This is a genomic window from Actinoplanes sp. NPDC019969, assembly GCF_055562375.1.
On the sequence record NZ_JBVHFK010000003.1, the window covers coordinates 372,236 to 385,536 of the forward strand.

General features: G+C 71.8%; 7 protein-coding genes and 3 pseudogenes. 8 read left to right on the forward strand and 2 right to left on the reverse strand.

What is annotated here, in order from left to right; translation table 11 throughout:
* Positions 1-80: 80 nt before the first annotated feature.
* The 3 genes and pseudogenes from ACZ3II_RS11865 to ACZ3II_RS11875 all read left to right on the forward strand — a co-directional run.
* Positions 81-785 (forward strand): CoA transferase subunit A, encoded by a 705-nt coding sequence (locus ACZ3II_RS11865; protein ID WP_465517601.1) that lies wholly within the window; start codon positions 81-83, stop codon positions 783-785.
* Positions 772-1,398: a CoA transferase subunit B gene (locus tag ACZ3II_RS11870; RefSeq protein WP_465517602.1), complete on the forward strand. Its 627-nt coding sequence runs from the start codon at positions 772-774 to the stop codon at positions 1,396-1,398. Before ACZ3II_RS11865 ends, ACZ3II_RS11870 begins: the two co-directional genes overlap by 14 nt.
* Positions 1,395-1,613 (forward strand): annotated as a pseudogene (locus ACZ3II_RS11875) (thiolase family protein); the annotation flags it as partial. The gene ACZ3II_RS11870 and the pseudogene ACZ3II_RS11875, both read left to right, overlap by 4 nt.
* 476 nt (positions 1,614-2,089) lie before the next feature.
* Here ACZ3II_RS11875 and ACZ3II_RS11880 read toward each other — a convergent pair.
* A pseudogene (locus ACZ3II_RS11880) lies at positions 2,090-2,704 on the reverse strand (flavin-containing monooxygenase); the annotation flags it as partial.
* 104 nt (positions 2,705-2,808) lie between these two features.
* On the opposite strand from ACZ3II_RS11880, the gene ACZ3II_RS11885 reads away from it, so the two are divergent.
* The 5 genes and pseudogenes from ACZ3II_RS11885 to nrfD all read left to right on the forward strand — a co-directional run bounded on the left by ACZ3II_RS11885 (position 2,809) and on the right by nrfD (position 12,288).
* Positions 2,809-5,211 carry a phosphoenolpyruvate synthase gene (locus ACZ3II_RS11885; protein ID WP_465517603.1) on the forward strand — a complete coding sequence of 801 codons (2,403 nt, stop codon included), beginning with the start codon at positions 2,809-2,811 and terminating at the stop codon, positions 5,209-5,211.
* 448 nt (positions 5,212-5,659) lie between these two features.
* Positions 5,660-7,222, forward strand: a complete 1,563-nt coding sequence (gene murJ, locus ACZ3II_RS11890; RefSeq protein WP_465517909.1) for a murein biosynthesis integral membrane protein MurJ — start codon at positions 5,660-5,662, stop codon at positions 7,220-7,222.
* Between the two features lie 44 nt (positions 7,223-7,266).
* Positions 7,267-10,434, forward strand: a pseudogene (gene fdh, locus ACZ3II_RS11895) (formate dehydrogenase); the annotation flags it as partial.
* Positions 10,435-10,444: 10 nt separating this feature from the next.
* A complete protein-coding gene (locus tag ACZ3II_RS11900; RefSeq protein ID WP_465517604.1) occupies positions 10,445-11,326 on the forward strand; it encodes a 4Fe-4S dicluster domain-containing protein in 882 nt (293 codons plus the stop codon).
* A gap of 11 nt (positions 11,327-11,337) precedes the next feature.
* On the forward strand, positions 11,338-12,288 hold the full coding sequence (gene nrfD, locus ACZ3II_RS11905) for an NrfD/PsrC family molybdoenzyme membrane anchor subunit (protein WP_465517605.1): 951 nt from the start codon (positions 11,338-11,340) through the stop codon (positions 12,286-12,288).
* On the opposite strand, the gene selD is transcribed toward nrfD, so the two are convergent.
* A complete protein-coding gene (gene selD / locus ACZ3II_RS11910; protein WP_465517606.1) occupies positions 12,285-13,292 on the reverse strand; it encodes a selenide, water dikinase SelD in 1,008 nt (335 codons plus the stop codon). The genes nrfD and selD overlap by 4 nt on opposite strands.
* Between the last annotated feature and the right edge of the window lie 9 nt (positions 13,293-13,301).

Genomic DNA, 13,301 nt, shown 5'->3' on the forward strand with positions numbered 1-13,301 from the left:
ATGAGCAGACAGCGCCCATCGCGGTCACGGGATGATCAGCGCCACCGTCCGCCGCCGCGGTGTGGTTAGCGTGCCCGGCCATGAGCAAACTCGTGGACAGCGCGGCGCGAGCCGTCGCGGCCGTCGCCCGGGACGGCATGACCGTGGCGGTCGGAGGCTTCGGCCTGTCCGGCATCCCGATGTCACTGATCACGGCGCTGCGGGACACCGGCGCCCGGGATCTCACGATCGTCAGCAACAACATGGGCGCCGACGGCAAGGGCCTCGGCCTGCTGCTGGAGAACAAGCAGGTCCGCAAGGTCCTCGCGTCCTACGTCGGGGAGAACAGGCTGTTCGCCCGGCAGTACCTGGACGGCGACCTGGACGTCGAGTTCGTCCCGCAGGGCACCCTCGCCGAGCGCCTGCGCGCCGGCGGCGCCGGCATCCCGGCCTTCTACACCCCGGCCGGCGCCGGGACCCCGGTCGGTGACGGCAAACCCGAGAGGGTCTTCGACGGCGTCCGTACGATCCTCGAGCACGGCATCGTCGCCGACCTCGCCCTGGTCCGGGCCGATCGCGCCGACCGCGCGGGCAACCTGCGGTACCGGCTGACCGCCCGCAACTTCAACCCGCTCGTCGCCACCGCCGGCCGGGTCACCATCGCCGAGGCCGGCACGGTCGAGGACGGCTTCCTGCACCCGGACGACGTGCACACCCCCGGCATCTACGTGCACCACCTGGTCCGTTCCGAGATCCGCGAGAAGGACATCGAGCAGAGGACGGTGCGGCCCCGTGTGGACGCGTGACGAGATGGCGCGGATCGCCGCGTCCGAGCTGACCGACGGCCAGTACGTGAACCTGGGCATCGGCATCCCCACCCTGGTCGCCAACCACCTGCCGGCCGGCGTGCGGGTCACCCTGCAGAGCGAGAACGGGATCCTCGGGATGGGCCCGTTCCCGTATGAGGGAGACGAGGACGCCGACCTGATCAACGCGGGCAAGCAGACCGTGACGCTGCTGCCCGGCGCGTCGGTGTTCGACTCGGCGACCTCGTTCGGCATGATCCGCGGCGGCCACGTGCAGACGGCGATCCTCGGCGCGCTGCAGGTCGCGGCGAACGGTGACCTGGCCAACTGGACCATCCCCGGCAAGCTGGTCAAGGGCATGGGCGGCGCGATGGATCTGGTCGCCGGCACCCCGCGGGTCGTGGTGGTGACCGAGCACGTGGCCAAGGACGGCAGCCGCAAGATCGTCGAGCGGTGCACGCTGCCGCTGACCGGCGCGGGCGTGGTGGACCGGATCATCTCCGACCGGGCGGTGTTCGACGTGACCGACGGGGGCCTGGTGCTGCGGCGGCTGGCCGACGGCACGACCCTCGGTGAGCTGCGCGACCTGACCGGCGCGGACTTCGCGGCATGAGCGCCGTGATCGCGGGTTACGCCCGTACCCCCTTCACCCGTTTCGCCGGCGCGGTGCAGCGGGTGTTCGCCGGTCAGGTGCTGCAGGCCCTCGCCGGGCAGAACCCGGCCCGGCAGGCGGCGGTCGCCGCGGGCATCCCCCGGCACACGCCCGCGACCACACTGAACGCGGTGTGCCTGTCCGGCATCGAGGCCGTCGCGTCCGCCGCCGCTCTGACCGATCCGGAACCGCCGGCCGCGGCGAGATGGGCGACAACGGCGTTGACGGCGTCGCGGCCGGCCCGGTTCGCGCCGACGGTGGACTGGGACGGGCCGAACCCGACCAGGTGGACCCGCGGCTCGCCGGCCACCTGGGTGCCGATCAGCCGGATCCCGCCCTGCTCATTGCGCAGGCGCAAGGGCGCCAGGTGGTCCAGGGCGGCCTTGAAGCCGGTGGCCCAGACGATGGCGTCGACGGTGGTGTAGGAGCCGTCGGCCTCGCGGACCCCGTACGGCTCGATCGCGGTGAACATCGGCCGCCGCTCCAGGGCGCCGCGCTCCTTGGCCGCGAGGGCGTACGGCGTCCAGATCAGCCCGGTGTACGAGACGACGCTGCCGGTCGGCCGGCCCGCCGCGACATCCGCCGTCACCTTCGCGATCGTCTCCCGCCCGGCGCCCTCCGGGGTGAACCCGTCGGTCCGGAACACCGGCTCCCGGCGGGTGTACCAGTACGTCCGCGCCACCCGGGAGATCTCCTCGAGCAGCTGCACCGCCGAGATGCCGCCGCCGACCACCGCCACCCGCATCCCGGCGAACCGCTGCGCCGACACGTAGTCCCGGGTGTGCACCTGCGGGCCGGTGAACGTCTCCTGCCCGGGGTAGACCGGCCGCACCGGGTTCGTCCACGTCCCGGTCGCGTTGATGATCGCCGAGGTGGCCCAGGAACCCCGGTCGGACTCGACGAGCAGGCCGCCGCCGCGACCCTCCCGGACCGCGCCGACCCGGACCGGGCGCAGGATCGGCAGGCCGGTCGCGTCCTCGAACGACGAGAAGTAGCGCGGCACCGCCGTCCGGCTCGGCTCGGCCGGATCCAGCGGCGGGCGGGGGAAACCGGGCAGGTCGAAGATGCCGTTCACGGTCGCCATCCGCAGCGACTCCCAGCGCTCCCGCCACGCCCCGCCGGGTGCGGGGGAGGAGTCCAGCACGACGAACGTACGCCCGCCGGAAAGGTCTTCCAGGGCGCTGGCGAAGCCACGCCGTCGCAGGTGGAACCCCGCGGAGAGGCCGGACTGGCCGCCGCCGATGACCACCACTGTCGCCGCGTTCACGCGTCGGGGAACCTCGCCGGCGCGGCGGATATTTCCGCCACCCTCACCGTATGCCAGAGCGGGGGGCTTGTGGCAAGACCCCGGGCCGGGCGCAGAATCGACCGGTGATCGAGCGATATGTGCGGGAATTCCCGGAGATCGACGGGACCCAGGTGGCGGACGTCGGCGGCAAGGGCGCCAACCTGGGCGCGCTGACGCGGCTCGGCGACGTCCCGGTGCCGGCGGGCTTCTGCGTCACCACCGCCGCCTTCCGGCGGGTCCTGGACGAGACCGAGATCAACGACTTGCTGGTACGGCTGGACGCCGACGTCCCCACGGTCGCCGCGGAGATCCGCCGCGCCATCGCGGCCGTCCCGGTGCCCGCCGAGATCGCCGCGCAGATCACCGGCCTGCTGGAGGACGGCGCGTACGCGGTCCGGTCCAGCGCCACCGCCGAGGACCTGCCGAGCGCCTCGTTCGCCGGCCAGCAGGACTCCTACCTGAACGTGACCGGCCCGGCGGAGATCCTGCGGCACGTCAGCCGCTGCTGGGCGTCACTGTTCACCGAACGGGCCGTGCGCTACCGGCAGCGCCAGGGCATCGACCATCGGCACGTCGCGATGGCCGTCGTCGTGCAGCGGATGGTCGCGGCCGAGGTGAGCGGCGTCCTGTTCACCGCCGACCCGGTCACCGGCAACCGCCGGGTCACGTCCGTCGACGCGGTCCGCGGGCTCGGCGAGGACCTGGTCTCCGGCCTGGCCACCCCGGACGCGCTCCGGATCCGTGACGGTGTGGTCACCAGCCGGGGCGTCGCGGGGCTTCTGACCGACGCGCAGGCGCTACGTCTCGCCGCGCTGGGCCGCCGGATCGAGACGCACTTCGGCCGCCCCCAGGACATCGAATGGTGCCTGGCCGGCGACGGGTTCGCGATCGTGCAGAGCCGGCCGATCACCACACTGTTCCCGGTCCCGGCCGCGCCGGACGGCGAGAACCGGGTCTACCTGTCGGTCGGGCACCAGCAGATGATGACCGACGCGATGCGGCCCCTCGGATGGTCCATGTGGGCGCTCACCGCGATGGCGCCGATGGTCGAGGCGGGCGGGCGGCTCTGGGTCGACGCGACCCGGCGGCTGGCCGTGCCGCACGGCAGGGCGGCGCTGCTCGACATGATGGGCAGGACCGATCCGCTGTTCCGGAACGCCCTGGAGGAGCTGCTGGAACGCGGGGACTTCGTCACCCCGTACGCCGCAGGGCCGGAGAAGCCACCGGCAGGCGGGACGCCGCCGCGACTCGACAACGATCCGGCCATCGTCGCCGGCCTGATCGAGCGCAGCGAGGCGTCCCTCGCCGCGCTGCGCCGCGACATCGCCGGGAAGACCGGGCCGGAGCTGTTCGACTTCCTGCGGGAGGCCTTCGACGAGCACAAACGGGTCCTCAGCGACCCGCTCAGCATTCAGGCGATCATGGCCGGGATGACCGCGACCTGGTGGCTCGACGAGCACCTCGCGGAGTGGCTCGGCGAGACGAACGTGGCCGGGCAACTCACCCTGTCCGCGCCCGGCAACATCACCGCCCAGATGGGCCTGGACCTGCTCGACGTCGCCGACACGGTGCGCGCGGATCCGTCGGCGCTCGAGGGCGGCGCTCTCCACGCCTTCCTGGACCGGTACGGGATGCGCTGCACCGGGGAGATCGACATCACCCGGCCGCGGTGGAGCGAGGATCCGTCCGTTCTGATTCCGGCGATCCTGGACAATGTTCGCAACTTCGCGCCGGGGGAGGCGAAACGACGCTTCGAGGAGGGGCGGCGGCGGGCCGAGGAGAAGGCGCGGGAGATCCTGGAGCGGCTGCGGGCCCTGCCGGTCGACGCGGCCGAGACCGCGGCGATGATCGAGCGGGTACGGGTCTTCACCGGCTACCGCGAATACCCGAAGTACGACATCGTCAGCCGGTACTGGATCTACAAGCAGGCGCTGCTGGCCGAAGCCGCCCGCCTCGTGTCCGCCGGGGTGATCGCCGGCCGGGACGACGTCTACTACCTGACGTTCGACGAGTTCCACGACGCCGTCCGCACGCACACCGCCGACCGGGAACTGATCCGTACCCGCCGCGACGAATTCCGGGTGTACCAGGGACTCACCCTGCCCCGCCTGCTCACCTCCGACGGCGAGGCGATCATGGGCGAGTTCCGCCGCGACGGCCTGCCGGACGGCGCGCTGCCCGGCGTGCCCGTCTCCGCCGGAACCGTCGAAGGCCGCGCCCGGATCGTCCTCGACCTCGCCGACGCCAACCTGGAACCCGGCGACATCCTGGTCACCGCGTACACCGACCCGAGCTGGACGCCCCTGTTCCTCACCGTCGCCGGCCTGATCACCGAGGTCGGCGGCCAGATGAGCCACGGCGCGGTGATCGCCCGCGAATACGGCCTGCCCGCCGTCGTCAGCGTCCCCGGCGCCACCCGGCTGATCCAGGACGGCCAGCGGCTCCGCCTGCACGGCGCCGCCGGCTACATCGAGATCCTCCCCTGACGGTCCGCCGGTTCGCCGCACCTGCTCACCGTCCCACCCTCGCGTTCGGCCCCACCGGCAAGCCGCTTCATGGCTTTGACGGCGCCCCGAGGCAGTTCGGTTGTTTCGTCTGGCTGGTTCTCATGGCCGCTGCCCGCTGTGGCCCAGCCGTGGGGCACGCATGTCGTTCGCGATAGATCTTGTGGTGTCGTCGCCGGGTCCCCTCGCGCAAGATCGAAGATCGGCCCGATGGTGTGCCCTCGGCTTCGGAAATCCGGTGCCTCGAGCCCAACATCGCCCACCTTGCCGATCTTGGGCGCGGGAGGCCGGTGCGGGTGGCACAAGATCCTGGGTGGTGGGTGGGTGGGCGAGTTTCTCGCCACACTCGGTGGAGGCGGATTCGTGGGAGAGATGTAGTAGACAGACTGCCGTGACAGAAGGATCTTCGATCAGGCAGGCGGGGCGCAGCCTGGCCATCGCCACGCTCGCGTCGCGGGTTGCGGGGTTCGTGCGGATTCTGGTGCTGGCGGCCGCGCTGGGGCTGGGCACCCGGCTGCTGGACACCTACAACGTCGCGAACACCCTGCCGAACCAGGTGTACGAGCTGATCGTCGGCGGCACCATGGCCAGTGTCGTGGTTCCGCTGCTGACCCGGGCCACGCTGAGCGAGTCCGACGGCGGGGTGCTGTACGCGCAACGCCTGCTGTCGCTGATCATCTACGTGCTCAGCGCCGTCACCCTGCTGGCGATCGCCGGCGCGCCGCTGCTGATCGACGTGTACGCGCCCGGGTTCACCGCGGAGCAGCGGGGCCTCGCTGTCGTGTTCAGCCGCTACTTCCTGCCGCAGATCCTGTTCTACGGGATCAGCGCGACCGCCGCCGCGATCCTGCAGATCCGGGGCCGGTTCGGGACGCCGGCGTGGGCGCCGCTGGCCAACAGCCTGATCGTGATCGCGGTCGGGCTGACCTACGCGGCGGTCGGCGGCACGACGACGACCAGCCTGGAGACCGGCCATCTGCTGCTGCTGGCCGTCGGCACGACGGCCGGGGTGCTCGCCCAGATGGTCCTGATCGTGGTGGCGCTGCGGCGGACCGGGTTCCCGCTGCGGCTGCGCCTGGACCCGCGTGGCATCGGCATCCGGCGCATCGGGAAGCTCGGCGCGTGGGTGCTCCTCGCCGTCGTCACGTCGCAGATCCTGTTCGCGGCGGCGACCCGGGCGGCGTCGTGGGGCGGGCCGGGCGGCATCACCGCGTACCAGAACGCCAACATGATCTTCTATGTGCCGTACGCCGTCTTCGCCGTCTCCATCATGACCGCGATGCTGCCCCGGCTCAGTCAGCACGCGGCCCGGGGCGAACACAACCGTGTCGTGACCGGGCTGTCCCGGGCGGTCCGCACCTCGCTCGTCGTGACGGCCCCGATCGCTACCGCGTTCCTGCTGCTCGGGCCGCAGATCGCCACGGTGCTGTTCGCGCACGGCAACAGCAGTCCCGCGACCGTCCGGGTGCTGGGCCTGGTGCTGGCCGCGTTCGGGCTGACGCTGGTGCCGTTCACCAGCTACATGATTCTGCAGCGCGGCCTGTACGCCATGCAGGAGACGAAGACCGCCGCGCTGATCACGGTCGCGGTCGCCACGGTGGGGGTGGCCGGCTGTGCGGCGGCCGGGTCGCTGCTGGAACCGGCCGACATCGTGCTGGGCATCCCGATCGCGTACGCCGCCGCCTACACCACCGGGCTGAGCCTGACCGCGATCGTGTTGCGCCGGCGCCTCGGTCACATCGACGGGCGGCGCTTGATGCGTACGCACGCAAGGGTGTTGATCGCCGCGGTGAGCGGAGCCGTCTGCGCGGGGCTGGCGCTGTGGGCGGCCCGGTCCGCCACCGACCTGTCCGCGTGGACGGACGCCCTGGTCACAGGCTTGATCGCGACGCTTGCCGGGGCGCTGGGCTATCTCGCGGCGGGACGGCTGCTGCGCCTGGCCGAGCTGCGGCACCTGCTGAACGCGGCGCTGCCGGGCATCCGCACCTGGTGATCGCATCGGATGCGGGACCGGCCGGGCGGGGTTAAGGTCGGGTCATGGGGGTGCGCGCCTGGATCGAGGGCTGGCCGGTCTACCGGCAGCTCACCGGCACCGACCCGCTGGGCCGGGGCGCCGCCGCGCAGTCCGCGCGCTCCCGGCAGCTCACCGCCCGCACCGAGACCGCCGACTCGATGGCCCGGTCCGTGTGCCCGTACTGCGCTGTCGGCTGCGGCCAGCGGATCTTCGTGAAGGACGGGAAGGTCGTCCAGATCGAGGGCGACCCGGACAGCCCGATCTCCCGGGGCCGGCTGTGCCCGAAGGGTTCGGCCAGCAAGAGCCTGGTCACCAGCGACCGGCGGGTGACGACGGTGCGTTACCGGCGGCCGTACGCGACCGACTGGGAGGACCTCGACCTGGACACGGCGATGGAGATGATCGCCGACCGGGTGCTGAAGGCCCGCGCCGACACCTGGGAGGATCATGACGAGGACGGGCGGCCGCTGAACCGGACGCTCGGCATCGCCAGCCTCGGCGGCGCGACCCTGGACAACGAAGAGAACTACCTGATCAAGAAGTTGTTCACGGCGCTCGGCGCGATCCAGATCGAGAACCAGGCGCGTATTTGACACTCCGCCACGGTTCCCGGTCTGGGGACCAGCTTCGGCCGTGGCGGGGCCACCGGATTCCTGCAGGATCTGGTCAACGCGGATTGCATCGTCATCCAGGGCTCCAACATGGCGGAGGCCCACCCGGTGGGTTTCCAGTACGTGGTGGAGGCGAAGAACCGCGGCGCCACGGTGCTCCACATCGATCCGCGGTTCACCCGGACCAGCGCGCTCGCGCACACCTACGTGCCGATACGGGCGGGGGCGGACATCGCGTTCCTGGGCGGGATCGTCAACTACATCCTCCGTGAGGAGAAGGACTTCCGGGAGTACGTGGTCGCGTACACCAACGCGTCCATGATCGTCAGCGAGGACTTCCGGGACACCGAGGACCTCGACGGCCTGTTCTCCGGATACGACACCGAGCTGAACGTGTACGACCAGTCGAGCTGGCAGTACGAGGGCCAGGGCCACATCGGCCAGGAGGAGGGCGAGGCGCACGCCGACCGGGAGACCGCGTCCGGCCTGGAGCAGGAGTCGCACGGCCCGCCGGTGCCCGCCGACGTGCCCCGCGACCCGACGCTCCAGCATCCGCGGTGCGTCTACCAGATCCTGAAACGGCACTACGCCCGGTACACCCCGGAGGTCGTCGAGGAGGTCTGCGGCGTACCCAAAGCGAAGTTCCGCGAAGTTTGCGAGGCGTGGACCGCCAACTCCGGCCGGGAACGGACCACCGCGCTGGTGTACTCGGTCGGCTGGACGCAGCACAGCGTCGGCGTGCAGTACATCCGCACCGGCGCGATCATCCAGTTGCTGCTCGGCAACATGGGCCGGCCCGGCGGCGGGGTGATGGCGTTGCGCGGGCACGCCAGCATCCAGGGCTCCACCGACATCCCGACCCTGTTCAACCTGCTGCCCGGCTACCTGCCGATGCCGCACCACCGGCAGCACGAGACGTTCCGGCAGTGGGTCGACGCGATCCGCCACCCCGAGCAGCAGGGTTTCTGGGCGGAGGCGGAGGCGTACGCGGTGAGCCTCCTGAAGGCCTACTGGGGGGACGCCGCAACCGCCGAGAACGACTGGGGGTACGGCCGGCTGCCCCGGCTGACCGGCGACCACGGCACGTACCAGCAGGTCCTCGACATGATCGACGGGAAGATCAAGGGGTACTTCCTGCTCGGGCAGAACCCGGCGGTCGGATCCGCGCACGGGCGGGCCCAGCGGCTCGGCATGGCGAACCTGGACTGGCTGGTGGTGCGGGACCTGTTCGAGATCGAGAGCGCGACGTTCTGGAAGGACGGGCCGGAGGTCGCGACGGGGGAGATCGTGCCGTCGGAGTGCCGGACCGAGGTGTTCCTGATGCCGGCGGCGTCGCACGCGGAGAAGGAGGGGACGTTCACGCAGACGCAGCGGTTGTTGCAGTGGCGCGAGAAGGCTGTCGACCCGCCGGGTGACTGCCGTTCCGAGTTGTGGTTCTTCCACCGTCTCGGTGAGTTGATCCGTTCCCGGCTGGCCACCTCCTCGCTCGAACGTGACCGGGCGGTTCTCGACCTGACCTGGTCCTCGTCGGAACCCAGTGGCGAAGACGTGCTCAAGGAGATCAACGGATTCAACGATCATGGCGACCTCTTGTCCGGATTTACCGAGCTAAAAGCGGACGGATCGACTTCTTGTGGTTGCTGGATCTACTCCGGCGTATACAAGAACGGGGTCAACCAGGCGGCACGGCGCAAGCCGGGCAGTGAGCAGGACTGGGTGGCCCGCGAGTGGGGCTGGGCCTGGCCCGCCGACCGGCGCACCCTCTACAACCGGGCGTCCGCCGACCCCGACGGCCGCCCCTGGTCGGAGCGGAAGAAGTACGTCTGGTGGGATCCGGACGCGGGCGAGTGGACCGGGTACGACGTGCCCGACTTCGAGAAGACCAAACCGCCGTCGTACCGCCCACCCGAGGGGGCCACCGGTGTCGCGGCGATCTCCGGCGACGACGCGTTCATCATGCAGGGCGACGGGAAGGGCTGGCTGTACGCGCCGAGCGGCCTGATCGACGGGCCGCTGCCCACCCACTACGAGCCGGCCGAGTCGGCGGTCGCCAATCCGCTCTATCGCCAGCAGGCCAACCCGACCCGCAAGGTGTACGCCCGGGAGGACAACCCGATCAACCCCAGGTCCGAGGTCTATCCGTACGTGTTCAGCACCAGCCGCCTCACCGAGCACCACACCGCGGGCGGCATGAGCCGGCAGCTGGCGTACCTCTCCGAACTGCAGCCGGAGATGTTCGTCGAGGTCTCGCCCGCGCTCGCCGCCGAACGCGGCCTGGAACACCTCGGCTGGGCGCACATCGTCACGTCGCGCGCGGCCATCGAGGCCCGGGTCATGGTCACCGAACGGCTCACCCCGCTGCGCATCGGCGGGCGGATCGTGCACCAGATCTGGCTGCCGTACCACTGGGGCAGCCAAGGTTTGGTCACCGGCGATTCGGCGAACGACCTGATCGGCATCGTGCTCGACCCGAACGTTCTCATCCAGGAGAGCAAGGTCGGCACCTGCGACATCCGGCCCGGGCGCCGCCCGGCCGGCGGGGACCTCCTCCGGTACGTCTCCGAGTACCGCCGGCGAGCGGAGAACCGTGATGGATGACAGCCACGGCTGGACCGGTGACCAACCGCGGATGGGGTTCTTCACCGACACCAGCGTCTGCATCGGCTGCAAGGCGTGCGAGGTCGCGTGCAAGGAGTGGAACCTGGTCCCGGACGACGGGTTCAACCTGCTCGGCACCTCGTACGACAACACCGGCGGCCTCAGCTCCCACTCGTGGCGGCACGTCGCGTTCGTCGAGCAGCCGGCCACCGTCGACGCGCTCGCCGCCGCCGGGACCGGCGGGCCGCAGTTCCTCGGCATGCCCGCCCGGGACCTGCCGGGCCGCGACCCGGGCGCGCCGCGCACCGACTTCCGCTGGCTGATGATGTCGAACGTGTGCAAGCACTGCACCCACGCCGGTTGCCTGGACGTGTGCCCGACGGGGGCGCTGTTCCGCACCGAGTTCGGCACCGTCGTGGTGCAGGAGGACATCTGCAACGGCTGCGGGTACTGCATCCCGGCCTGCCCGTACGGCGTCATCGACCAGCGGCAGGACGACGGGCGGGCGTGGAAGTGCACGCTCTGCTACGACCGGATCGGTGACGGCCTGACGCCCGCCTGCGCGAAGGCCTGCCCGACCCAGTCCATCCAGTACGGGGAACTCGACGAGCTGCGCGGGCGCGCCGCCGAACGGGTCGCCCGGCTGCACGATCAGGGCGTCAGCGAGGCGCGGTTGTACGGCCACGACCCGGCGGACGGCGTCGGCGGGGACGGGGCGTTCTTCCTGCTGCTCGACGAGCCCGAGGTGTACGGGCTGCCACCCGACCCGGTCGTGCCCACCCGCGATCTCCCGGCCATGTGGAAACGGGCCGGGCTGGCCGGCCTCGCGATGGCCGCCGCCGTGGTCGTGTCGTTCCTGGGCGGCCGCCCGTGAAGGATCGATCGATGGTGCCGCCGGCGGACTTCCGCTCCTACTACGGGCGGCCGATCGTACGGCCGCCGGTGTGGCGTCACGACATCGCCGCGTACCTGTTCACCGGCGGTCTCGCGGCCGGAAGCGCGCTGCTGGCGGCCGGCGCCGACGCGACCGGGCGGCCCGCGCTGCGCCGGGCGGGCCGGACGACGGCGCTCGGGGCGCTGATCGCCAGCACCTACTTCCTGATCAACGACCTGGGGCGGCCGGCCCGGTTCCATCACATGCTGCGGGTGGCCAAGCCGACGTCGCCGATGTCGGTCGGCACCTGGATCCTCAGCGGGTTCGGCGCGGCGGCCGGGGTGTCCGCGGTCGCCGAGGCCGCGCCGCTGCTGCCCCGGCCGCTGGACCGGCTGCTGCCGCCGCTCGGGACGGCCGGTCAGTACGGCGCGGCGGTCCTCGCCCCGGCGCTGGCCACGTACACGGCGGTGCTGCTGGCCGACACCGCGACGCCGAGCTGGCATGCCGCGTACCCCGAACTGCCGTTGATCTTCGCGGGCAGCGCCCTGGCCAGCGGCGCCGGGGCCGGGCTGATCGGCGCCCCGGTCGCGCAGGCGGGCCCGGCACGGCGGATGGCGGTGTTCGGCGCGGCGCTCGAGCTGTACGGCGCGCACCGGGTCGAGACCAGCAAGGGCATTCTCAGCGAACCGTACACACAGGGGCGTGCCGGGCGGCTGCTGCGGGCGGGGCGGGCGCTGACGGCGCTCGGGGTGGCCGGGGCCGTGCTGGGCCGCCGCAGCCGTGTGGTGTCGGCGCTGTCCGGTGGGGCGCTGCTGGCCGCCTCCCTCGCCACCCGGTTCGGGATCTTCGACGGGGGAGTGGCGTCCGCGAAGGACCCGAAGTACACCGTCGTCCCCCAGCGCGAACGCCTCGCCGCAGCAGCACAGCAGCGTGTTGATTCGGGGTGGGACGGTGCGCCCTAAATCAACACGGTGAAACGACCCTGAGCGGGGATCAGCTCGCCGATGACCGGGTGGCCGGGGACCTCGCCGGCCACCAGCAGGCCGCCGGACGTCTGCGCGTCGGCCAGCAGCAGCAGGTCGTCCTCGGCGGTGGTCCCGGCGTCCAGGTGCGGGCGGACCCAGTCCAGGTTGCGGCGGGTGCCGCCACTGACGTACCCCGCCCGCAAGGCTTCTCTCGCGCCCTCCAGGTAGGGCACCGCCGCCGGATCCAGGCGGGCCGTCACGCCGCTCGCCCGGGCCAGCTTGTGCAGGTGCCCGAGCAGCCCGAACCCGGTGACGTCCGTCGCGCACGCCGCCCCCGCCGCGAGGGCCGCCTCGGACGCCTCCCGGTTCAGGGTCGTCATGGCGTCGACGGCCTGCGCGAACACCTCGCCGGTCGCCTTGTGCCGGCTGTTCAGCACCCCGATGCCCAGGGGTTTCGTCAACGTGAGCGGCAGGCCCGGCCTCCCCGCGTCGTTGCGCATCAAGCGGGCCGGGTCGGCGATCCCGGTGACCGCCATGCCGTACTTCGGCTCCGGATCGTCCACACTGTGCCCGCCCGCGACGTGACAGCCCGCCTCCCGGGCCACGGTCAGGCCGCCGCGCAGCACCTCCGCCGCCAGTTCCATCGGCAGCACGTCGCGGGGCCAGCACAGCAGGTTCACGGCGACGACCGGGGCGCCGCCCATCGCGTACACGTCGGACAGCGCGTTGGCCGCGGCGATCCGTCCCCAGTCGTACGCGTCGTCGACCACCGGCGTGAAGAAGTCCGCCGTCGCCACGACCGCGGCGCCATTGGCGATCCGCACGACCGCCGCGTCGTCCCCGTCGTCCAGCCCGACCAGCAGCTCACCCGGCCCGCGCGGGACCTCCCCGCCGAGCAGCCCGGCCACCACGGCCTCCAGCTCCCCGGGCGGGATCTTGCAGGCACAGCCACCGCCGTGCGCGTACTGCGTCAGCCGTTCCACCGTCGCACTCTCGCACACCGCGGCCTG